Annotated in this window: 22 protein-coding genes; 9 read left to right on the top strand and 13 right to left on the bottom strand. The window is 56.0% G+C overall.

Annotation, left to right across the window (positions count from 1 at the left end):
• A partial coding sequence (locus ACWIUF_RS10400; protein ID WP_448572294.1) for an alanine dehydrogenase occupies nucleotides 1-474 on the bottom strand: 474 nt, incomplete at its 3' end.
• A gap of 49 nt (nucleotides 475-523) precedes the next feature.
• Nucleotides 524-1,777, bottom strand: coding sequence for an iron-containing alcohol dehydrogenase (locus ACWIUF_RS10395; protein ID WP_448572293.1), 1,254 nt, complete (start codon nucleotides 1,775-1,777; stop codon nucleotides 524-526).
• Nucleotides 1,778-2,029: 252 nt separating this feature from the next.
• Here ACWIUF_RS10395 and ACWIUF_RS10390 point away from each other — a divergent pair, with 252 nt between their 5' ends.
• Entirely contained in the window at nucleotides 2,030-2,257 is a 228-nt protein-coding gene (locus tag ACWIUF_RS10390; protein ID WP_448572292.1) for a hypothetical protein, read from the top strand.
• 25 nt (nucleotides 2,258-2,282) lie between these two features.
• On the opposite strand, the gene ACWIUF_RS10385 is transcribed toward ACWIUF_RS10390, so the two are convergent.
• The 9 genes from ACWIUF_RS10385 to ACWIUF_RS10345 all read right to left on the bottom strand — a co-directional run bounded on the left by ACWIUF_RS10385 (nucleotide 2,283) and on the right by ACWIUF_RS10345 (nucleotide 12,962).
• Nucleotides 2,283-3,056, bottom strand: a complete 774-nt coding sequence (locus tag ACWIUF_RS10385; RefSeq protein ID WP_448572291.1) for a carbonic anhydrase — start codon at nucleotides 3,054-3,056, stop codon at nucleotides 2,283-2,285.
• A gap of 165 nt (nucleotides 3,057-3,221) precedes the next feature.
• Nucleotides 3,222-3,950, bottom strand: coding sequence for a hypothetical protein (locus tag ACWIUF_RS10380; protein WP_448572290.1), 729 nt, complete (start codon nucleotides 3,948-3,950; stop codon nucleotides 3,222-3,224).
• Nucleotides 3,951-4,442: 492 nt separating this feature from the next.
• Nucleotides 4,443-5,780 carry a PAS domain-containing sensor histidine kinase gene (locus ACWIUF_RS10375; RefSeq protein WP_448572289.1) on the bottom strand — a complete coding sequence of 446 codons (1,338 nt, stop codon included), beginning with the start codon at nucleotides 5,778-5,780 and terminating at the stop codon, nucleotides 4,443-4,445.
• A 280-nt stretch (nucleotides 5,781-6,060) separates the two neighbouring features.
• Nucleotides 6,061-6,594, bottom strand: a complete 534-nt coding sequence (locus tag ACWIUF_RS10370; protein ID WP_448572288.1) for a methanogen output domain 1-containing protein — start codon at nucleotides 6,592-6,594, stop codon at nucleotides 6,061-6,063.
• Between the two features lie 454 nt (nucleotides 6,595-7,048).
• The gene (locus tag ACWIUF_RS10365; protein WP_448572287.1) at nucleotides 7,049-7,234 is read right to left on the bottom strand and encodes a hypothetical protein; all 186 of its coding nucleotides are present in this window, start codon (nucleotides 7,232-7,234) and stop codon (nucleotides 7,049-7,051) included.
• A gap of 45 nt (nucleotides 7,235-7,279) precedes the next feature.
• Complete coding sequence (locus tag ACWIUF_RS10360; RefSeq protein ID WP_448572286.1) at nucleotides 7,280-10,504, bottom strand: efflux RND transporter permease subunit; 3,225 nt, start codon at nucleotides 10,502-10,504, stop codon at nucleotides 7,280-7,282.
• Nucleotides 10,505-10,817: 313 nt separating this feature from the next.
• Entirely contained in the window at nucleotides 10,818-12,056 is a 1,239-nt protein-coding gene (locus tag ACWIUF_RS10355) for an efflux RND transporter periplasmic adaptor subunit (RefSeq protein ID WP_448572285.1), read from the bottom strand.
• 324 nt (nucleotides 12,057-12,380) lie between these two features.
• Nucleotides 12,381-12,497 (bottom strand): photosystem II reaction center protein PsbM, encoded by a 117-nt coding sequence (gene psbM, locus ACWIUF_RS10350; protein WP_265900949.1) that lies wholly within the window; start codon nucleotides 12,495-12,497, stop codon nucleotides 12,381-12,383.
• Between the two features lie 168 nt (nucleotides 12,498-12,665).
• The gene (locus ACWIUF_RS10345) at nucleotides 12,666-12,962 is read right to left on the bottom strand and encodes a 2Fe-2S iron-sulfur cluster-binding protein (RefSeq protein WP_448572284.1); all 297 of its coding nucleotides are present in this window, start codon (nucleotides 12,960-12,962) and stop codon (nucleotides 12,666-12,668) included.
• A 317-nt stretch (nucleotides 12,963-13,279) separates the two neighbouring features.
• Between ACWIUF_RS10345 and psbB the strand changes: the two genes are divergently transcribed.
• The 3 genes from psbB (at nucleotide 13,280) to nrdR (ending at nucleotide 15,935) form a co-directional block, all read left to right on the top strand.
• Nucleotides 13,280-14,803, top strand: coding sequence for a photosystem II chlorophyll-binding protein CP47 (gene psbB, locus ACWIUF_RS10340; protein ID WP_448572283.1), 1,524 nt, complete (start codon nucleotides 13,280-13,282; stop codon nucleotides 14,801-14,803).
• Nucleotides 14,804-15,028: 225 nt separating this feature from the next.
• On the top strand, nucleotides 15,029-15,124 hold the full coding sequence (locus tag ACWIUF_RS10335; protein ID WP_448572282.1) for a photosystem II reaction center protein T: 96 nt from the start codon (nucleotides 15,029-15,031) through the stop codon (nucleotides 15,122-15,124).
• A gap of 172 nt (nucleotides 15,125-15,296) precedes the next feature.
• Complete coding sequence (gene nrdR / locus ACWIUF_RS10330; RefSeq protein WP_448572281.1) at nucleotides 15,297-15,935, top strand: transcriptional regulator NrdR; 639 nt, start codon at nucleotides 15,297-15,299, stop codon at nucleotides 15,933-15,935.
• On the opposite strand, the gene ACWIUF_RS10325 is transcribed toward nrdR, so the two are convergent.
• Entirely contained in the window at nucleotides 15,932-16,252 is a 321-nt protein-coding gene (locus tag ACWIUF_RS10325) for a hypothetical protein (RefSeq protein WP_448572280.1), read from the bottom strand. The two genes, nrdR and ACWIUF_RS10325, sit on opposite strands and share 4 nt — an antisense overlap.
• 458 nt (nucleotides 16,253-16,710) lie before the next feature.
• On the opposite strand from ACWIUF_RS10325, the gene ACWIUF_RS10320 reads away from it, so the two are divergent.
• Together ACWIUF_RS10320 and ACWIUF_RS10315 are read left to right on the top strand one after the other, a co-directional pair.
• Nucleotides 16,711-17,745: a 30S ribosomal protein S1 gene (locus ACWIUF_RS10320; RefSeq protein ID WP_448572279.1), complete on the top strand. Its 1,035-nt coding sequence runs from the start codon at nucleotides 16,711-16,713 to the stop codon at nucleotides 17,743-17,745.
• Nucleotides 17,746-17,759: 14 nt separating this feature from the next.
• The gene (locus ACWIUF_RS10315; protein WP_448572278.1) at nucleotides 17,760-18,503 is read left to right on the top strand and encodes an HAD family hydrolase; all 744 of its coding nucleotides are present in this window, start codon (nucleotides 17,760-17,762) and stop codon (nucleotides 18,501-18,503) included.
• Between the two features lie 109 nt (nucleotides 18,504-18,612).
• Here the strand turns inward: ACWIUF_RS10315 and ACWIUF_RS10310 are convergent, their stop codons facing one another.
• Nucleotides 18,613-19,005 carry a hypothetical protein gene (locus tag ACWIUF_RS10310; RefSeq protein WP_448572277.1) on the bottom strand — a complete coding sequence of 131 codons (393 nt, stop codon included), beginning with the start codon at nucleotides 19,003-19,005 and terminating at the stop codon, nucleotides 18,613-18,615.
• 684 nt (nucleotides 19,006-19,689) lie between these two features.
• Between ACWIUF_RS10310 and ACWIUF_RS10305 the strand changes: the two genes are divergently transcribed.
• From ACWIUF_RS10305 to ACWIUF_RS10295, 3 genes are all read left to right on the top strand, one after another.
• The gene (locus tag ACWIUF_RS10305) at nucleotides 19,690-20,532 is read left to right on the top strand and encodes an Npun_R2479 family HD domain-containing metalloprotein (RefSeq protein ID WP_448572276.1); all 843 of its coding nucleotides are present in this window, start codon (nucleotides 19,690-19,692) and stop codon (nucleotides 20,530-20,532) included.
• Entirely contained in the window at nucleotides 20,532-21,146 is a 615-nt protein-coding gene (gene coaE, locus ACWIUF_RS10300) for a dephospho-CoA kinase (RefSeq protein WP_448572275.1), read from the top strand. The genes ACWIUF_RS10305 and coaE overlap by 1 nt, the downstream gene beginning before the upstream one ends.
• Nucleotides 21,147-21,427: 281 nt before the next feature.
• Nucleotides 21,428-21,799: a cyclic nucleotide-binding domain-containing protein gene (locus ACWIUF_RS10295; RefSeq protein ID WP_448572274.1), complete on the top strand. Its 372-nt coding sequence runs from the start codon at nucleotides 21,428-21,430 to the stop codon at nucleotides 21,797-21,799.
• Nucleotides 21,800-21,843 lie beyond the last annotated feature (44 nt).

Genomic DNA, 21,843 nt, shown 5'->3' with positions numbered 1-21,843 from the left:
GAGCACCCCCCGCCCCCCCTGCTGTCGTTCTAAAAACCGTGCCCCAAATTGTACCGATAGGCGTCCGGCAATAATGCTCATCGGGGTTAACAAGGGCAAGCGCTGATCGGGTAATTCGACCGTTTCGTAGGCGATTGCGGTGGTGCCACTGGCGATCAGTCTTTCCGTGAGGGTGCGATCGGCGGCGAGATGCAGGTAGGTGAAAAGCACCTGGCCCGTTTGCAGACATTCATATTCACTGGCCAGGGGTTCCTTCACCTTAACCACTAGGGGTTGATTCCACGCCTGGGCAGCGGTATGGACAATGTGTCCCCCGGCCTGCTGATAGTCCGCATCCGTGAAGCCTGCGCCCAACCCAGCCCCTGTTTCGATCCAAACGTGGTGTCCCCGTTCCGTTAACACCCGCACGCTACTCGGACTCAAGCCTACCCGAAACTCCTGATCCTTCGTTTCCTTAGGAATGCCGATATCCATGCGCAACCTCCCCGATCGCAACCTGTGCCCTACTTAAGCATGGTAAGCCTCAGGGGGCCAATTCCTGGGAAGCTGGGGGGTTCGCTGGGGCGCTAGCGGGGGGCGTATGCTGCCCCTGGGGGTTGCTGATGGCATAACAGCTGCCGCTGATCTCGCTGGGGGCAGTGGTGGAAACCATCGCTGCCACGAGTTGGGTCGGGACGACGGGGAAGGGCAGGTGGTGCAAATCTGAGGTCGGGGCACAGGCGATCGCCGCTGCTTGCTCCAGTTCCGCCAGGGTGACCTCGGCTAGGCCCAAGTCATGCAAAGAGGTCGGTAACCCAATGGTTTGATAGAAGCTTAGTAATTGGTGACGGGCCGCGATCGCCAGTTGGCTACCCTGGAGCATTTCCTCTAGCCGCAGTTGCACCAGGATGCCATAGGCCACCTTCTCGCCATGTAGGGTGGGGAAGCGCTTCGTTGCCGTCAGGTGGGTGAGGCCGTTGTGGACCGCATGGGCAGCCACCGTGCGACATTGGGCACCCCCAAGGCCACCAATCACCCCCGCCATTAATACCGTCGCATCAACCACCTCCTGCCAGACTTCGCTACCGGGGGTCTGGAGAGCCGCTAGGGATTTTTGCAAGAGGATATCGCGCAGCACCCGCGCCTGCTGCACAGCGGCGATGATCAGGGTGTCCGAAGCATGGCCGCTACTAACCGAGGCTTCGTACCATTTGGCCAAGGCATCCCCAATCCCGGCCACCAGTGTGCGTTGGGGGGCCGTCGCGATTAGGTCGTAGTCGAGGATGAGCAAATCCGGGCAGCGACTCAGCCCCACATCGTAAAGAAAAGCCCCCTGGTCAGAATAGACATTTGAGAGGGCGGTCCAGGCGGCACAGGTGGCGGCAGCGGTGGGGATGGTAACGATCGGCACCTGGCATTGCGCTGCCAGCAATTTGGCCGTATCGAGGGCTTTACCGCCCCCCACCCCAATCACCACATCCGCCTGGTGGGCGGCGGCCCGATCGCGCAATCGCTGGAGGCTAGCTTCACTACAGTCGGGGGTGTACTCTGCCTGGGCGATCGCGAGGGAATGCTTGTCCAGATCGGGTTGCCACTGGGCCATGAGTAGTGCTAAAGTCTGTGCCCCGCCAATCACCAAGGGCCGCTGGCCTAAACGGGCGATCGTGGCCGTCATGGCCGCCAGAACCCCCCGACCGCGTATGACTTGGGCCGGTGCAATTCTGAGGGCCGTAACGGTATCGGGCAGTGCTGGGGGTAGCGACATGGGTTGGGAAGAGGCAGGAGATAACTGAGGCATAGGCGCAAGGTTGCGAGGGTATCTGAACTCCCAGTGTATAGCGCCTGCCCTGGGGATGGTGGTGCTAGATGGATAACCCTTGGCCGATGGGTAATGCAAGTATCGGGAAACCCGTACCCGCGATCGCGGCAATCCCCACCCATTAACTTGATGAGAGAATATTACACAACTTAATATTTTTGTTACGCTATGGGCAGATAGCGGGCCGTGACTCTAAGATTTAACGGCCTATTGACCAGGAGCATTAACGAAATGTTTCAGCCAACTCATCTTTTAATCACCCGATCGCGGCAAACCCCCGTCCAGCTTATCCCCACCGCCCACGGGATGCAGGTGCTAACGGAAGCGGAATGGCAACAGGGGCGATCAGCGGCGTTTGAGCTACGGCCACGCCAGGGTTTCTTTTGCCGAGGGGTGCCCGTTGTGGGCTACAGTTTGCAGCCGATCGCGGCTCCCGTCCCGGCTGCCGTCGTCTGTTAAGGCCCCCTGGGATGTTGAGCGCGTCTCATGGGCGCACCGATTCACGCACCGATTCACGCACCGAAGCTGACCCCCGATAGATACGATCGGCCTGCTCCGGCGGCAACCAGTTTGTACCATAGGCCGTGTGGCTGTTGGTCGCTGCTGAGGGCACTTGGGGCAGATCGCAGGCGGGAATCTCCGTATGGAGGGGGACAAATGCCTGCTGATTGGGATCGTAGGACAACACTTCACCCTTTTCGATTTGGTAAATCCAGCCATAGAGCTTCAGCTTGCCCTGGTGGAGTTTCGAGCGCACAACCGGATAGGTGCGTAGGTTTTCCAGTTGGGTTAGGACATTCTCCGCCACGGCCAATTCGATCAGTTCTTCGTGGTCGCGCTGGCTGTAGTTTTCGAGTAACAAGCGACGGGTGGCTTCGGTATGTCTGAGCCACTCGTGGACCAGGGGCATGAATTCTTCGATCGCATGGAGTTTGAGCAGGCCCTTCATTGCCCCGCAGTGCGTATGGCCACACACGATAATTTGTTCAATGCCCAAGGCGTGGATGGCATACTCGATCGCGGCTCCTTCTCCCCCGTTGGCAGCCCCATAGGGAGGCACAATATTGCCGGCATTCCGGAGAACAAATAATTCACCCAACTCCGATTGGGTAATGAGATTGGGATCAACCCGCGAGTCAGAACAGGCAATGAAGAGAATCCTGGGTTTTTGTCCCTCGGCTAGTTGCTCAAACAGATCTTGATGACTACAGAAATACCCAGCCTTAAAGTTTCTCAGACCACGAATTGCTTTTTCCACGCCAACCCCCTTTTTGAAGACGATGAGCGCTGCCTTAAACACTCCCCGTCCTAAGTCAAACCATCCAGGGGCAGGGCGATCGTTGACAGCAGTCTTAACCCGATTCCTATCCTACCCCTTGGGGTTACCCCTGATCCCAATTGCTCCTGATGCCAAGGGAGTCCCTTAGCGTTGCCATTTCCGTAGCTGGAATTCCCCGATCGCGGCAACACTGTGCAGCTCCCGGAGACGTTGATTGAGTTCGGCGATCGTTTGGGCTTGGGTGTCCACCTGGCTCTGTAGTGCCGCTTGGGTAGATGCCTCCTGGGTAGACTCTGCCTCCAGTTGCGTTTGCAGGGCTATAACTTGCGCTTGCAGGTCGGCGATTATTTGGGCCTGGGCCGTGAGTTGGGCTTGGTCGTTCTGGCTTTGGGCCGTGCTGGCGGCGGTGGTTGCGGCTAACTGTTGCTGTAAGTCAGCCACTTGCTGCTGCAAATTCTGGCAAACCTGTTGGGCAGCCTGTTGGGCAGCCAGGGTGGTCTGTAGGTGTTGCTCCCGATCGTGCAGGGCGGCTTGCAAGGTGGTGACCTCATCCGATCGCTGGGCTAGCTGTTGTTGGAGAGAAGCCTCGGCCTGTTGGAGTGCCGCGATCGTTTGTTCTTGCTGTTGGCGTACTTGGGCCTGCTCCGCAAGCTGTTGCTGCAATTGGGCGATCGTGGTGGCTTGGTCCTGTTGGGTCTGTTGCAGTGCTTCGCAGCGAGCCTGTAAAGCAGCCTGTTCAGCCATCTGACGCTCCAGTTGGGCCGATAACGGACCCTCCGGGGACACCTTGCTGGGGGTGACCGGCTGGGCCACAGGCGACGGAGCCGCCGTGGCTGTCTTGGCTGGACGGGTGACCTCAGCCGCCGCCGGCACCGCAGTTTCGGGTGTTACTGTTGCAGGTGCGATCGACCCGCTCGCTGCGGGGGCAGCTTCCGTTGGTGCTGAGGGCGAGGAACTCGTGGCCGTCGAGGACGATTGACTCGCTTTCGGCTTACTCCTGGTGGGGGTGCTAGACGATGAGGAACTCGTGCTGCGGCTCTTCCTGGCCATACCATGTCTCCTTATGATGTGAGGGCTTCAGAGTCTATCCAGAATGGCGCAAGGCCCACAAAGTTGCAAGCAAGTGCCATTAACCTGCAATCGACCTTAATCTATTCAACAAAATTCAGCCAAATTCAGATCATTCTCTAACTTTTTATTAAGACAATTCCCAGGACGGCCATGCTAAGTGATGTTTGTCTAAAAGTTTGCGAGATGGGTATCACGCCAGTTACCCAATGCAGTTGCCCAGGGTTAGGATGCGATTCCAATGGGCGCGGTACTTAGCAGGAGTGGCTGGCTTTCGACTAGACACCTGGTTATTCCTTAGGGCACTAACCGGTGGACAGGGATTTCGATCGTGAATGTGGTGCCTTTACCGAGTGCAGAAGTGCAGGATAATTTCCCGCCGTGCTTCTCTGTCACAATCTGGTAGCTAATGGACAGGCCCAGACCTGTTCCCTGACCCACAGGCTTGGTCGTGAAAAAGGGGTCGAAGATGCGTTGGACAACTGCTTCTGGGATGCCTGGTCCGTTATCGCTAATGCTGATCGCGACCCAACCAGCGCGGCAAACTTCAGTCCGAATCCGGATCTGTCCAGGCTCAATACGGATAAAGCCAGATCGTCGCTGCTGCTGGCTTTCCTCCAAAGCATCGATCGCATTCCCCAAAAGGTTCATAAAAACCTGATTCAACTGACCCGCGTAACAATCAATAAGGGGGACATTACCATATTCTTTTATTACCTCGATCGCGAGCCGTTCAGTGGTTGCCTTGAGGCGACTCTGTAAGATAATTAGGGTACTATCAATCCCTTCATGAATATTGACTTGCTTGACTTCGGCCTCATCTAGACGTGAGAACATCCGGAGCGATTTAACAATCTCACAAATACGATTTGCTCCCGTTTGCATTGAGTGAATGACATTCTCAAGATCCTGTTGTAGAAAGGCTAAATCGATCGTGTCAATCTCGTCTTGAATGGCCTGCGCTGGCTCAGGATAATGTTCCTGGTAGAGGTTTAAGAGTCCTAGTAAATCATTAAAATACTGATGGGCATGGTTCAGGTTGCCATAAATAAAGTTGACGGGATTATTAATCTCATGGGCAATGCCAGCGACCAATTGCCCCAGGCTTGACATTTTCTCGGTTTGCACCAACTGAAGTTGGGTTTGTTGAAATTTTTCCAGCAGTTCAGTTAACTCCGCATGGCTTCGGGCCAGTTCAGCTTGGGCCTGTTGGCGTTGATGGACTTCCTGGGTGAGTTCTTCAATTTTCTGATTGAGGAGGGTAAAGTCAGCATTGGCTGCCGATCGCAGTTCCAGCCTTAACAAGACCAACGCTGGGGCCTCTGGCGACCAGGGACGAAACACAGCCCCTTCCGCACGACAGATCGCTGCTTCGCCCGATTCTAAAGGACTGCTTAAAGTTAAGCTCCCCAGCACCAATTGCCGACTCTTGGCGCAGGCTTGCAAATAGGCAATCACCGGCTCTGGCGGTTCCACCAGTAAATCCCAGAGCCATTTGCCCACTAGGTCCTTGCGCTTAAGCCCCAGAAGGTTAGCCGCTGGCTTATTACTCGCTAAGATTTCACCGTCACTGGTCACCAGCAGCATCGCTTCTGGTAAAACTTTGGCAACCTGAAGAAATTGTTCGGGGGTCATAACTAATCGGCAGGCGATCGCCCTTCTCCCAACGAAATCGTTGCACCGCAGCAGTACCGGTTTAGGTCCTACCCCCTGATACCGCCCATATCGCCCTTCGCCGAGTGTTAGGGCGGAGGGAAATCCCCGCAAGACAAGAGGGTTCCCCAATCTCTAAAACGTGGGTGGGTAGGTAGCCCGCCTGTGATGGGAACGCTTGGGCGCGCTGGGGACAGCCAAGTCCTCGCTATACTGGGACGGCTATTCCACCTGGCATCTGCTATCTCCTGGGTTGGCTAGATTACTTGAAGTATTCGCAACCTTCCGCTTCTTCGGCTGCTTCCGTGGGTTTTAGGTAGACCACAACTCGGCAGCCACTTGCCCCATCGGCGATCGTTTCCTGTAGCTCAACTTTGGCATAACCCAGGTTATCCGCCGCGATCGAGCCAAATACATTGGAGGTCATCATGCACATGGACGGGCGACCAATCACCTTTTCGGCAAAGGGGCAGACGCGATTCCCAAAAACAATCTTTTCGTCGCTTTCCTCAATAATGTAAAAATCTCCTTGAATGCGGGCCTTCAGATCCACCAGCACCGCTGCCACCTGTTCGCGGGATAGATCCGAAACCTGTAGGGCTGCCTTATAGGCATGGTCAATTTGGCGGCCCATCGCTTGCCCCACCACACTAATAAATCCGGAGGCTTCTTCCAGACCCACTACGTCCTGGAGCGTACCCGCCAGTTCGCGGATCAAGGTGCGTAAAAATACATCCCGCTCTAAGGGGACGGGCAGATCCCGGAATGAGGCTATGGCCGTCGTCGATTCACTCATAGGAAATCCTCATAAGTTCAACCCTACCGAATCGCGAGCTAGACAAGTTGAGTCATTGCCCCTAGTCGCAATTCCCACTGGTGCGATGCGGAAACCCGCAGCCTGTTTCTATAATACTCAACGGTTTGGGTGCAGGAGTCCGGACAATTTGACTAAATCTTGGTCGTCTAATTTTCTAGCCCGATCGCCCCTTAGATGACCTTAGATGACCAAGGTTGGGGGATCAAGCAGCGTTGATCCCTGTACCTTACTCGGCATGTAAGCGCTGTAAGTGATCAACAAATCCTTGATGTTCAGGGGTATTAATCCCCTGCTAGAGGATGCTGAGGACTGCGGCAAGATCATCGGCCAGGAGACGATCACAGGCTAAGACTAGCTCCGGAAATTGCTGCCTATGATAAACCCCAGCCCCACCGGGCGCGAGGGCTGGATCGCCCACCTCATCTAAGTAAAATTAAGCGATCGCTTGATTATAGGTGTACCAAACCATCTGCTCCTGCACCCCATGCCGCTGATAAACCCAAAACTGGTCGTGCAGAGCAGCGGCGACACTTGCTTCTACCCCTAGGGTGGCTGCGCAATAGGTCCCCAACCCGATGTTGATCAACAAGTGCAGTAGTTGGGTAGGGGTAGGGGGCATTTTTACTATTGCTGACCCTGCCAGACTAACGGGCAAGCCAGTTCATCATAAACGCCCCATCGGGTCAAGGTCGTAACTAGACGGGGTCGGTTCTGCAACAGAAACAAGCGTCTGACCACGGGGCCGTCGCGGTTCATGGAGCAGTGTATAGAAGCAAGGAATGATAAACAAGGTCAGCATTGTCGCCAGGGACAAGCCAGAGAACACCACAATCCCCAACGGTTGCAGAAATTCGCCGCCCTCCCCTAAACCCAGGGCCAGCGGGAAGAGACCCAACACCGTAGTAATCGTAGTCATGAGGATCGGGCGTAAGCGTTGCGGTGCGGCCTTGAGGATGGCCACTGTATGGCTAACCTGTTCGCGATCGCGGATCTGGTTGGCCAACTCCACCATAATGATGGCGTTGTTCACCACAATCCCCACGAGCAACACCACCCCAACAATGACCGTCGCCCCGATCGCCGTTTGGGTCACATAGAGGCCCAGAATGCCCCCCGCTAAGGCTAGGGGCACCGTCAGCATAATCACGAGCGGGTCCAGCAGGGAGTTGTACTGCACGGCCATCACCACAAACACCATGAACGCGGCCAGCCCCCCCAACAGGACCAGCGAGGATTGCAATTGCCGGTTCGTCGCCGCATTGGCACTGGGCAGCACCGATACGCCGGGGGGCAGTTCCACCTGGGCCAGAATGGCTTCGACTTCCGCGAGGGCTTTACTGAGGCTAGCGCCATCGGTCAAACTCCCCGCAATGAGCGAAACCTGACGTTGATTGATGCGCTGGATTTCACCCGGAGCCGTCCCCACGGCGATCGTGGCCACATCCCCCAACTGCACCCGCTGGCGATCGGGGGTAAACAGGGGAATCTGACGTAACTGACCAGGACGCTGCACACTGCCTGGCTCGACTTGCACCTTGATATCCACCAGGCGGTTTTGCCGTTGGAGTTGGGTGGGCACCGACCCATTCAAGGCCGTTTGAATCGTTTCGCCCATCGTTCGGGCAGACAGCCCCAAATCCGCTGCCCGGTTCCAATCCGGTCGAATCTGAATCTCCGGCTGACGTTGCTCCGCATCGGGCCGGAAACGGGCCAGGGTTGCCTGTTCCCGCAGGGCCGCCAGGACTTGACGAGTCGCTTGCTCCAACGCCTGCGGGTCGTCCCCTTGTAACCCAATATCCAGATCCGCCCGCACTGGCGAATTGCTGAGAATTAACCCCCGGACCGACTCCGGCTGCATCCGAATCGTGGTATCCACCAGGGGCAGGTCCTGGAAAATGCCATCCATGCGATCGACAAAGGCCGACACACTGGTCCCCGGCTTGAGGGTAATGGTACTGGACCCCCGCAACGCATTCTCACTGGTCGAGGTCCCAAACAGTGCCCCGCCTGCCGTCGTGAACACATAGTCCGTTTCCGGTTGTTGCAGCAGCAGGTCGTCCAGGGTTTGCATAACCCTACGGTTGGCACTCAAGGGTGTCCCAGGGGGGAATTGCACAAACATCCGAGCCTGTCCCGTATTAATTCGGGGCAAAATTTCCTGGGGCACTTGACCGAGTAGCCAGAGACTCCCACCCCCCAAGATGACCACCGCAAGGGCGATCGTGATCAGGCGATGGCGCAAGACCTCGGCCAGGAAGTTCGCATACTGACGGGTTAATCCTTGCAATTGCCGCTGAAAAACCCGAATCAACAGGAATTGCTGCAAACCACTGCGCACGGGCAGGGCCAAGAGCCGCGAGGCCAGCGTGGGGACGACGGTTAAGGCCACCACCAGCGAGGCCGCGACGGCAAAGCTAATGGTCAAAACCAGTTCATTAAACAGGAGGGCAATAAAGCCCCCCAGCAGCAGGAAGGGCAGGACCACCACCAGGTTCGTCGTCGTGGAGGCCAGCAGGGCCGACTCCAACTCGCGGCTGCTCACCTCCGCCTGGAGCAAGGCCTGTTGGGACGAGAGGGGAGCCTCTCCCGCCCGCCGTTGGCTCACCTCCATCCCCGTGGCCAGATTTTCCAGCATAACGATCGCGTTATCGACCACAATCCCCACCCCTAGGGCCAAGCCCCCCAAACTGAAGACGTTCAGCGAGAGGTTGAAAAAGCCCATCAGCAGCAGGGCCGTCAAGGTTGCCAGGGGAATTGCAATCACAATGATCAGCGTTTGACGCAAGGACCCCAGGAATAGCAGCACCGCGATCGCCGCCAAGCCCGCCCCAGACAGCCCCGCAGTGATGACATTGCGGATCGAGTTACGAATAAAGCGGGACTCATCCAGGGTGGGAGTCAGCACCAGATCCGCCGGGAGAACCCCCGATTGCTTAAGTTGCTCTAGTCGAGTCTTGACCCCTTCCACAACCTGGACCGTATTGGCCTCCGCCTGCTTTTGCACACTGACCTTGACCGCAGGCTCGCCATTGAGCATGACAAAAATCCGTTGTTCTTCCGTCCCGTCAGTAATCGTGGCCACATCCCGCAGGTAAACCTGTTGGGGTGGTGACGTATTGGGGACGGGGATCAGCAAATTGCGGATCGCCTCCGCATCCTGGAAGCGCCCGACCAAACGGGTTAAGGGTTCCGTTTCCCCACCGCGAATGCGTCCCCCCGCCGTATCCAAATTCCGTTCCCGCAGCGCACTCAAGACATCATTGAGGCCCAACCCGACCGCCTGAAGCCGTTGTAGATCCAGGTTAACCTGCACTTCTTCGCGCACCCCGCCGGAAATATTGACACTCGCCACCCCCGGCACCCGCGCCAACTCCCGCGCCAACTCCTCATCCGCAAACACCCGCAGGTCCACCGCCCGCAGGGAAGGCGACATCAGGGCCATTTCATAAACAGGCAGTTGCGAGGGGTCGAACTTAAATAACCGGGGGGTTTCCGCCGTATCCGGCAAGCGATCGCGGGCACGGTTCAGCACCGCCGTCGCATCATTCAGGGCTTGGTCAATGTTACCGCCCGGTTCAAAAAACAGATCCAGGCTCACCTGTCCCTCCCGCGTCTGGGAGAAAACCTGGACCACCCCCTCCGTTGCCGATAGGGCCTCCTCCAGGGGCCGGGTAATTTCATCGATCGCCACCTCAGGAGCAATCCCTGGGGCCGCCATCCGCAACCCAATCCGGGGATAGGTAATCGAAGGCAACAGATCAACCGGTAACCGCAGGGCGACAAACACCCCCAACACAATCACCGCCAGCGTCAAAACCAGGGTGCCAATATGCCGTCGAATCGCCAGCCCACTGAGGCTAACACCGGAACGACTAGGGAAGGAAGTCATAAGCGTTCATTGGATAGGGGGAGGGGAGTTTGGATTTTAGAGTTTGGATTTTAGAGTTTGGATTTTAGAGTTTGGATTTTAGATTTTAGATTTTGGATTTTAGATTGGAGACAGAAGACAGAAGCATTGTGGAGTAGGCATCCTGCCTGCCCCAACCTTAGGGGCGTGCTATAGCCTTCATCAACCACTCAGGAAACTTGAGTTCTGCCTTTTACCTTTTACCTTTTACCTTTTACCTTTTACCTTTTACCTTTTGCCTTTTGCCTTTTGCCTTTTGCCTTTTGCCTTTTGCCTTTTACCTTTTGCCTTTTGCCTAGGACTCTGACAGCAAGCTGGTTTCAACACGCTGTCCTGGTCGCAAGGGGCGATTGCTGCGGATCACGAAGCGCTCACCGGGTTGTAGGCCAGTGGTCAGGGCGACTTGGCCCTCGACCTGTTGGCTGATTTGTACCGGACGGGGCTGGACCGTCAGTTGGGCCTCGGTTTCCTGGACGACGAAGATGGTCGGTTTCTCGGTATCAGCGCCGACGGCTAAGGCGGCTTCCGGCACCACCACGAGGGTGGGGGCAAGGCTCGTAAACTGTACCCGTGCCAACAACCCACTGCCCAGCTTCCCGTTGGGATTGGGCAGGTTAATTTCCACGGGTAACAGGCGACCGGCGGGATCAGCCGTGGGGGCAATACGGGCTACCTGACCAGAAAAGGTTTGGTTCGGTAGGGCATCAAACTGGACTTGGACCGCTTGTCCAGTCTGGACTTGGCTAAGGTCACGATCGCTCACCTGCACCCGTACCTTTAGGGTTTGCAGATCCCCCAGTTGCAGCACCTCTTGACCGGGCTGAATCAAATCCCCCGCTTCCACAAAGCGACGCAGGACCACGCCCGTGAGGGGGGATACCAGGACGGTATGGGTGAGGCGTTGTTTTGCTTGCTGCACGATCGCCTGTTGGGCCGCCACCCGCCGTTCCACTGCCGCGATCGCCTGTTGCCGGGTCCGCACCTGTTCTTGGGCAGACCGGAGGGCTTGCTCCGCCGTGCGTCGGCTGGTTTGGGCTAATTCGGCTTGCTGTTGCGAAATCGCCCCCTGATCCGCAAGGGACTGGAGGCGATCGGCATCGGCTTGGGCCTGTTGTAGGGTTGCCCGTGCCTGCTCTACCTGGGTTTGGGCATCAGCAACCAGGGTCTTCGCCTGAGAAACTTCCACCTGACGAGCCGCCAGTTCGGCCTCTTCCTCCCGGACGGCGGTTTCCAACAACACCGCATCCAACTGGCCCAAGCGTTGCCCTTGCTGGACGGGATCACCCACATCAACCCTGAGATTGAGTAATTGCCCATCTGCCTGCGATCTCAGGGTCACTTGCTGACGCGGTTCCGTCGTCCCGGTAAAGATCAGGGCTTCTCCGAGCGCCCCGGTTGTTGCCACGGCGGTTTCCACCACGATCGGGCCACTGTCCCGTTGTCCCCTGGGGGGTCCCTGCTGGGCACCGGCCTGACCTCGGCTCTGCCAGACACACCCCGTCGTCGGCAACACGAGTAAGCTGGCGATCGCCACCCCCGTCAGCCAAGGGGATCTCAGCCAGGGGGATCTCAGCCAGGGGGATTGTCGTTGAGTTCGCTGAGGTTTAAGACACTGGGATGTTGACTGGGATGTTGACTGGGATGTTGACATCATGCCTCTGCCACGCTGCTTGTTAAGAATTAAGACGCTGGTCACGCCCCTTTGGTTCAATCCGGTGCGATAGATTTTCTACGGCCTCTTCCCGTTTAGACCCTGCCAGTAAAAACCCCTCGGCCAACCAGACTTACCCAAGGGCAGCCCAGTCAGCGAGGGGCAGCGCGATCGCGATCGCGCATCAGGAATACGTTGATCACCGCGTTAGGAGTTTTTGCTGCCTTCGCGGCTCGCCGTTTGGATGTACAGGATCAACAGGAAAACTGCCGGAACCAGTACAAACAGAAGACTCGCAACAAAACCGAGATTATTAACTTCCATCCGTCCCCACCTCGTATGAAGTGTTCAGTCGTCAACAGTTTCTAGCGTATCATCGCGCGATCGCAAAAATAGATCACCGCCATCACACATGACCGATCGCCCAACTGATCCCCCAAACCGATCCCCCCATTGGATCGCCCAACGGATGAAACCCGCACGATCGCCCCATCAGGGCTTAGTTTTGACGGAGACGGGGCCATTGACGATCGTCTGACAGGCCAGCCGGTAGGAGGCCGGCTTCCGCTTCAGCTTGCGTTCCTCCACCTCCGTGCGGGGCGACAAATTTTCCATGCCCTCAACCACCTCGACAATACAGGTGCCACACTGGCCATAGCCCCCACAGTTCATCAGCTTCCCCGTCAGCGTGTACAGATCCACGCCGTTGGTCACTGCCTGGAGCCGCAGATTGGCCCCATCCGCCGCAATGACGAGCTTGTTTTCCTTGACAAAGGTGATGTCCGCCATACGCCCCTTGGTAATGGTGTCCTTAGTAACACAGTCTCTAGTTGCAATTGTAAAGAATTATAAATAAAAATTACCAACTCAAACCGTGATCCCCACCGGATTTGAGAATGGTTCAGAATACCCTCAAGATGCTTGCCAAGCGTCCTCACGCTGGTTACAATTCTTTATACTTTATCCTCAGAAAATGCTAAAAATCCCCAGCTTTCAGACCGATCGCAACTTGACTGACAAGTCCGCGATCGTACTGGGGCACCAAGGTGGGATGCTGAAAGCAGGATTTTAACGAAACGGAGATTTTTGAAGGAGGAGCGTAGTCAATGGGACTACCCTGGTATCGAGTCCACACAGTCGTCCTGAATGACCCAGGACGGCTGATTGCTGTTCACCTAATGCATACCGCATTGGTGGCAGGCTGGGCTGGCTCAATGGCGCTCTATGAGCTAGCAATTTTTGATCCGAGCGACCCTGTACTCAATCCGATGTGGCGTCAGGGGATGTTTGTCCTACCCTTCATGGCACGCTTAGGGGTCACCGGGTCCTGGGGGGGCTGGAGCATTACCGGAGAAACGGGGGTAGACCCGGGTTTCTGGAGCTTTGAAGGGGTGGCAACCGCCCACATCGTGCTGTCGGGTCTCTTGTTCCTGGCCGCAGTTTGGCACTGGGTGTATTGGGATCTGGAACTGTTCCGCGATCCCCGCACCGGTGAACCTGCCCTTGATTTGCCCAAAATGTTTGGGATTCATTTGTTCCTGTCGGGCCTGCTCTGCTTTGGGTTCGGCGCTTTCCACCTGTCGGGTCTGTTTGGCCCAGGGATGTGGGTTTCTGACCCCTACGGTTTGACGGGGAGTGTACAAGCCGTTGCACCGGAATGGGGACCGGCTGGGTTTAACCCCTATAATCCAGGCGGGATTGTGGCCCACCATATTGCGGCTGGGATCGTCGGTATTATCGCGGGTCTCTTCCATCTGAGTGTGCGTCCGCCCGAACGGCTGTATCGCGCCCTGCGGATGGGGAATATTGAAACCGTCCTGTCCAGTAGTATTGCCGCCGTCTTCTTTGCTGCCTTTGTCGTGGCGGGGACCATGTGGTATGGCAGTGCTGCTACCCCGATCGAACTGTTTGGCCCTACCCGCTATCAATGGGATCAGGGTTACTTCCGTCAAGAAATTGAACGTCGGGTTGATGCCGCTGTGGCAGAAGGGAAAAGCTTGAGCGAAGCCTGGTCTGCGATTCCGGAAAAACTCGCCTTCTACGACTATGTGGGCAACAGCCCCGCTAAGGGTGGTCTCTTCCGGGCTGGCCCGATGAACTCTGGGGATGGGATTGCCCAACGCTGGCTAGGTCACCCGGTCTTCACCGATGGTGCGGGTCGGGAACTGACGGTTCGCCGCCTACCCAACTTCTTCGAGAACTTCCCGGTGATCCTGACCGATAAGGATGGCATCGTGCGGGCCGATATCCCCTTCCGGCGGGCGGAGTCCAAGTATAGCTTTGAGCAAACGGGCGTGACGGTGGCCTTCTATGGCGGTGAGCTAGATGGCCAAACCTTCAAAGATCCGGCAGTGGTCAAGCGCTATGCCCGTCAAGCCCAGCTAGGGGAACCCTTCGTGTTTGACACGGAAACCCTAGACTCTGACGGGGTATTCCGCACCAGCCCCCGGGGTTGGTTTACCTTTGGCCATGCGGTCTTTGCCCTATTGTTCTTCTTTGGTCATATCTGGCACGGGGCGCGGACTCTGTACCGCGATGTGTTTGCTGGGATTGACCCCGATCTGGAAGAAGAACAAGTGGAGTGGGGCTTCTACGCCAAGGTGGGTGACAAGACCACCCGGCAGGCGTAATTCGCCCGCGCTTGTGTTAATGGGTTAGGGTCAAGGGACTTAACCAAGGGTGCTGACCCGTTAACGTATAAATACTTAATCAGATTGTCTGGTTAACGGTTCTAGGAGAGTCAAGTCTGGCTCTCCTGTTTTGTTTTTCATTCCTAAAAGACTGCGGTTTTACTTTCCCCATCCTGATAGAATGGAAGCGATGTAATCAATCCTCAATAATTATCCCGATTTCCTATGGAGAGTGTGATTTATATCCTCGTCTTAACGGGAGCCATCGCGGTTCTCTTTTTCGCGATCGCATTCCGGGAACCCCCCCGGATTGGGAAGTAACCCAATCTTCCTAATTGTGGTTGTGGCTATGGTTGAGATCACGACTGCCCAGGCAATGACGATTGCGGCATAACTTGGGCAGTTTGATCATTTTCTGAATCGGTTTTCGCTGGTTCCGCCTGAATTGAATTCATCCCGACGGCATTCACCGCTATTGTTAGGGGCATGACCTATGCAATGTCCGTTCTGTCAGCACACCGATAGCCGGGTTCTGGAATCGCGATCGGCAGAAGCCGGCCAGAGCGTGCGGCGGCGACGCGAGTGTTTGTCCTGTCGGCGACGGTTTACCACCTATGAACGGATTGAATTTATTCAGATCACCGTGATTAAGCGGGATGGACTGCGCGAGTCCTTCGATCGCTCTAAATTATTACGTGGGGTTATCCGTGCCTGCGAAAAAACCGGGGTGAGCCTAGAGCAACAGGAAACCCTGGTTGATGAGATCGAGGCGGATCTGCAACAACGGGCCGTGCGAGAAGTGAGCAGTGCAGAAATTGGTGAGTTAGTGTTGGCACGACTCCAGCCCTTAAGTGAAGTAGCCTATATTCGCTTTGCCTCGGTTTATCGTCAATTTCGAGGGATTCGTGACTTTGTTGATACCCTCGATCGCCTCCGCCAGGAGCGGGCTGCGACGAACGGGGAAGCCTCAGATGGGGAAGGCGGCATGATCGCGGCTGCCAGTGAGGTTATTCCCTACCCCTCGGAAGCACAATCCCATTGTTCACTGTTGCCAACCCCAACGCTGGCCTCTTCGGAGGCGCGGAATTCTGACCTGCCCAGTAATCCTTTAGTCTCCACCCCCAGCAGTTAGTCAAGCGATTGTCCCCTCTCCCGTTGCGGCGGGCTAGGATCACTGGGCCGTTCCCAGGCGTTATAGGGACTCAGCATGGAGTGGTGGATCAACCAATAAAGACCCGCGACATAGATCCCCCCCAACAGGGTAGCTGCTACCCATGCTGCCGGACAAACCAGAACAGTATCTTGTCCGCGACGCCACACCCGATCTACGTCCTGTGCGATGCCAATCGTGAATAGAACATTGACAATTACCGTAAGCAATATGGGAACGATCGTCGCCAAGCCACTGCCCAGGGACAGCGTGATCAGCGACCAGTGAGTACTATTCATCCTTGAAAATGGCTCCGTTAGGATAAATTTGGTCAAGTTATAGCGCTACTCACAGAGCTTGAGCCACAGGGAAAGCTGGGGACGGTACCCACCCCAAGGGGGGTTCAAACCCAAGGCTGACTGCTAGAGAACAGCCACAGTCAGGGGCTTGCCCACGATCGCCGATTAACAATCGCCGATTAACAGTCGCTGCAGGTCATGTGCCTGGTGGGTAGCAGTAGGCGATTGCTCCGAATTGCCCCGATCGGTTCGATTACCTTATTACCTGATTACCTCCGACCGATCAACGATCGCAGATTAGGTTATGATAGATAATCTATGCCCATCGGACTCCTTGAGCATGGACATGTCGGGGAGAACAGGGGAACAGACTGGGAGTGGGAGTCCGCTCAGACGCCGCAGGCGTTGTTTCAACTTCTGCCAATATACATGGAGACACCAAGTCAGGAAACCGCAGCATGGTCAATCAGCAGTTAGAAAAATTAGATAGTGTAGACATTGGGTTTACCCACGAAGATTTTGCCGCCCTACTGGACAAGTATGATTACCACTTTAGTCCTGGCGACATTGTCGCAGGGACGGTTTTCAGCCTGGAGCCACGGGGGGCACTGATTGACATTGGTGCGAAGACAGCGGCCTATATCCCCATCCAGGAAATGTCGATTAACCGAGTGGATAGCCCGGATGAGGTATTGCAGTCGAACGAGACGCGTGAGTTTTTTATCCTGAGCGATGAAAACGAGGATGGTCAACTCACCCTATCGATTCGGCGGATCGAGTACATGCGGGCCTGGGAACGGGTACGCCAACTCCAGCAGGAAGATGCTACCGTGCGATCGGGCGTTTTTGCCACCAATCGGGGCGGTGCCCTAGTGCGGATCGAAGGGCTGCGCGGGTTTATTCCCGGTTCCCACATCAGCACCCGCAAACCCAAGGAAGATCTGGTGGGTGAAGAGCTACCCCTGAAGTTCCTGGAAGTGGATGAAGAACGCAATCGCCTAGTGTTGAGCCACCGTCGGGCGTTAGTGGAACGCAAGATGAACCGCCTGGAAGTGGGCGAAGTGGTGATTGGTACCGTGCGCGGGATCAAACCCTACGGGGCGTTCATCGATATCGGCGGTGTCAGCGGTCTGCTGCACATTTCGGAAATTTCCCACGATCACATCGACACGCCCCACAGCGTCTTTAACGTCAATGATGAAGTCAAGGTGATGATCATTGACCTGGATGCAGAGCGGGGTCGGATCTCCTTGTCCACCAAGCAATTGGAGCCGGAACCGGGGGATATGGTCAAGAATCCGGATCTGGTTTACGAAAAGGCGGAAGAAATGGCCGAGCGCTACCGCGAACAAATGCGGGCGAAGCAGGAAGGCTTGGCAGCGAGTGCTACCCAAGCAACACCCGCAGCCGCAGAGGTTGGGGATCTGCCGGACGACGCTGAGGTGCCTGTAGCCGCTGAGCCGGAGGTTGTGGCCGCCGGTAGTGAGGCGTAAGGTTAGCTAAACCTGTGGCATCGGTTCACTGTAACGGGGTTGTTTTTGCGAATATTCAGGCGATCGTCCTCGATAAGGATGGGACGATCGCAGATGTTGCCCAGTTCCTCCGCACACTGGGACATCGGCGATCGCGCTTGATCGATGCCCAAATTCCGGGGGTACAAGATCCCCTCCTCATGGCCTTTGGCCTCAATGGGTCCCGTCTGGATGCGGCGGGTTTGCTGGCCGTGGGGACTCGCCATGAGAATGAAATTGCAGCGGCGGCTTATGTGGCTGAAACCGGTCGTAGTTGGTATGCCGCCCTAGAGATTGCGCGATCGGCCTTTCAGGAGGCGGACCAATCCCTTCCCCGTAAGGCAGAGCATACGCCGCCCTTCCCTGGTATTGCCGACTGGCTGCGATCGCTCGCCGCCAGTGGGTTGAAACTGGCCCTCCTATCGTCCGATACCCCGGCCAACGTGCAGGACTTTATGGCGTTCTACCATCTAGAGTCGCTGTTCACGATCGCCCAGGGGACCGACAAGCCCCCCGCTAAACCCGATCCCAGTCCCTTCCTAGCTGTTTGCCATAGCTTGGGAGTTGATCCTGCGGCCACCCTGATGATTGGGGATGCTGAAGTAGATGCGGTGATGGCCCAGGCGGCGGGGGCGGCGGGCAGTATTGGAGTGACTTGGGGCTGGTCGCCCCCGGTGTTGTTAGAACACGCCGACTGCGTAACGGCCCAATGGCAGGCCATTACCGTGACAGCGATCTAGTACAGCAACCTGTCAATCCGCACGGTTTGTCGTGTAAGGCGCTGGCCCGTTACGACTGAAGTCGTCACTACGAACGTTGCAGAACGGATATCTGGTTTACTAGGGGAGCCTACTCTAGCAGTTGGCGCATTTGCTCCACTAATGCCGGGTTCTGTTGCAACATCTGAATCAGTAAAGGATGCTGTTGGGCGACTTGTTGCACAAATTCCGGGTTCTGTTGTAACTGATCCAGCAAGCCAGGATAATTCGTGAGGAGCGTTTGCATCATCTGCATCACCAGTTCCGGGTTTTGCTGAAGGAGCTGGATCGCTTGTTGTTGAAGCTGGGGATTTTGCTGAATACTCTGTCGAAGCTGTTGCAGATCCAGCCCTTGGGCTTCCGCTTGGGCAATTTGGAAGGTTGGAGTAGCCACTGCGGGGCGGGCCGGTAACAGCAGTGGGAGCGAACCGATTGCCCCAGCCAGTGCCAGGACAATCCAACGGGAGGCGGCTTGATAATTCATAGGAGATCCATAAATTCTTAGTAGGGTGGGCAATACAAGCCGGGGTAGGCAATTGTTCCCAGCTTGGCTGAACTTGTCATGCCAGTGTCAAACCATTGTCATGGGGTTGTCATCTCCAACGGTCACACTACGAATAACCTTACACACCAAGACTCGTATCACTCGTAGCCGGATCTCCCAGCCCTAGTCCTGGGGGATTTTTTTTGGGCGATCGCGCGATCCGGTATCTGCGGGAGAGTACCCGGTTCCAGGGATGAATAGACCCTCTTCCTGTAGCCTCGCTAGATCGAGAACAAGTGTGGGGTAGGCATCCTATCTGCCCCGGAGACAGCCGAGACGGCTATTCGAGTTCGCTGCCCGGCAGATCTACCCCAACCAGAGGTATTTTGCCTCCCCCAAAGACAACCGAGACAGCTATCCCACGTTAAACTTGTAACCTTGTGATCTACTGAGCCTAGCTGACGTGCGGCACCTGATGCCTTTGTACCCGATCGTTGCCGGGTTTGGCTGCGATCGCCGTCACATCGATGGGGCAATTGGCGTGGTGGGAATACCCTTGGTAAATATCAGTAACTTGTGATATGAATCAAGGGGCCTTGACAAGGCAATGTATATAGTTGAAGAGGAAGGGACACACTTGGTTAGGCTTCTGGCAAACGCACTCAGTCAACTGTAGATACGAGTATGCTGTTTAACTCTACCGAACTCCTCATTGATAACTTTGTGGGCAAGCTTAGGGCTGGATACCACCGCACCTATGGTGGCTGGAAGCCTGACTACGAAGACATTATCGCCTGGGCTGGCTCAATGGCACTGGAAAATATCGCCAACAGTGATGCCCTGTACCACAACGTTGAGCATACGATTCTGGTGACGCTGGTTGGTCAAGAAATCCTACGGGGGAAGCATATCCGCGAGGGCGGGGTTTCCTGTGAGGATTGGTTGCACTATATTATCTCCCTGGTTTGCCATGATATTGGCTATGTCAAGGGGGTTTGCCGCCAGGATAAAAATGGTTTTTATTCGACTGGCCAGGGCGACACGATGGTGTCCTTAACACCGGGGGCCTCGGATGCGAGCTTGACTCCCTACCATGTCGATCGCGCCAAGTTATTTGTCGATGAGCGGTTTGGCGGCCACAAGCTGATCGATGCTGAGGTCATCAAGCGCAACATTGAACTAACCCGTTTCCCGGTGCCGAAGGCCGAAGATCACCAGGAAACTGCCAACTATCCTGGCTTGGTGCGGGCAGCAGACTTGATTGGCCAACTCAGTGATCCGCGCTATCTCCGCAAGATCTGCGCCCTGTTCTATGAATTTGAGGAAACTGGTGTCAATAAGGCTCTGGGGTACAAGAATCCGGGAGATTTGCGACGTAACTATCCCCAGTTCTACTGGAAAGGGGTCTATCCCTACGTGAAGGATGGCTTGAACTACCTGTCCTTAACCCAGCAGGGCAAGCAGGTGATTGCGAACCTCTACTCCAACGTGTTTGTCGTGGAACATGAGGAAAATCCCCCCACCTAATGGGAGAAGGGCTGTCCGCTCTCAACCCCCAACAGCGGCGGATTGGCTTAACGGGGGGCATCGCAACTGGGAAGACGACGGTGGCCGATTTCCTAGCTGCTGCCCACATCCCTGTCTTGGATGCAGATGTCTATGCCCGTGAGGCGGTGCAACCGGGCACTGAGGTTTTGGCCCGGATTCGCGATCGCTACGGCGCGACGATACTGCAAGCGGATGGCACCCTCGATCGCCAGCGCTTAGGCGACGTGGTTTTTCAAGATGCCCGGGAACGTCAGTGGTTAGAGCAGCAAATCCACCCCTATGTGCGCGATCGCTTTCTGACTGCCCTAACCACCACCCATCTGACCACCCCAACGCTGGCTCTTGCCATTCCGCTCCTGTTTGAGGCCAAGATGACAGATTTAGTCACTGAAATTTGGGTCGTTACCTGTACCCCCACTCAGCAAACAGTCCGTCTGATGGATCGCAATCAGCTTAGCCTAGAGCAAGCCCTAGCCCGCATACAAAGCCAGTGGGATTTAGCCGTGAAAGTCAAACAGGCTGATGTGGTTTTGGATAATACGACAACCCTGGAGAACCTCTGGCCCCAAGTGCAGGCGGCGCTTGATCGCTGATGCCCTGCCCTGCTAGCAGCCTTGGTATCGGCTTGCAGACAGCGATCACCTGAGACAGGGGGCATCAACGAGCCTCAACCATCGCCTCAGTCCAGTCTCCTGTGGAGATGCGACGCGAGTGAAAAACAGTTGTGGGGTAGGCATCCTGCCTGCCCCTGAGACAACCAAGACGGCTATCCTACCAAAAATTTGTGATCCACTGATGAGTCTGGGATTGCTGCTGATCCCTCTTTACCCGTATACTCTAAGCGCCACACTAATCAACCCTAGTCGGCAGAATAATGATGGACCCTGCAATCACCGTTAGCATTTTTCAGAAGCAGTCTGACTTCAAGCACGTTTCTGCTGGCGACATCATTTTTTCAGAAGGCGAGCTTGGGACAGAAATGTACGGCATTCTGGAGGGAGAGGTTGACTTTTTGGTCGATGGGAAGGTGGTGGAAACGATCGGCGTTGGGGATGTGTTCGGCGAAGGGGCGCTGATCCATGCTGCGGGTACGCGTGGTTCCACGACCATTGCCAAAACGGACTGTAAGCTAGCCGTGATGAATAAGTTCCACTTCCTTTTCGCAGTCCAGGAAACCCCAGAATTTGCCCTAGAGGTGATGCGGAGCTATTCCAATCGGCTACGCCGCCTCCGACGGATGTTGTAGATCCAGCGGTCGATCGCGGGTACCGGCGATCGCGAAGCAAGCCG

The organism is Trichothermofontia sp. (assembly GCF_053493415.1).
The sequence above is the reverse complement of the archived record's forward strand: the minus strand, read 5'-3'. Positions and strand labels throughout refer to the sequence as shown.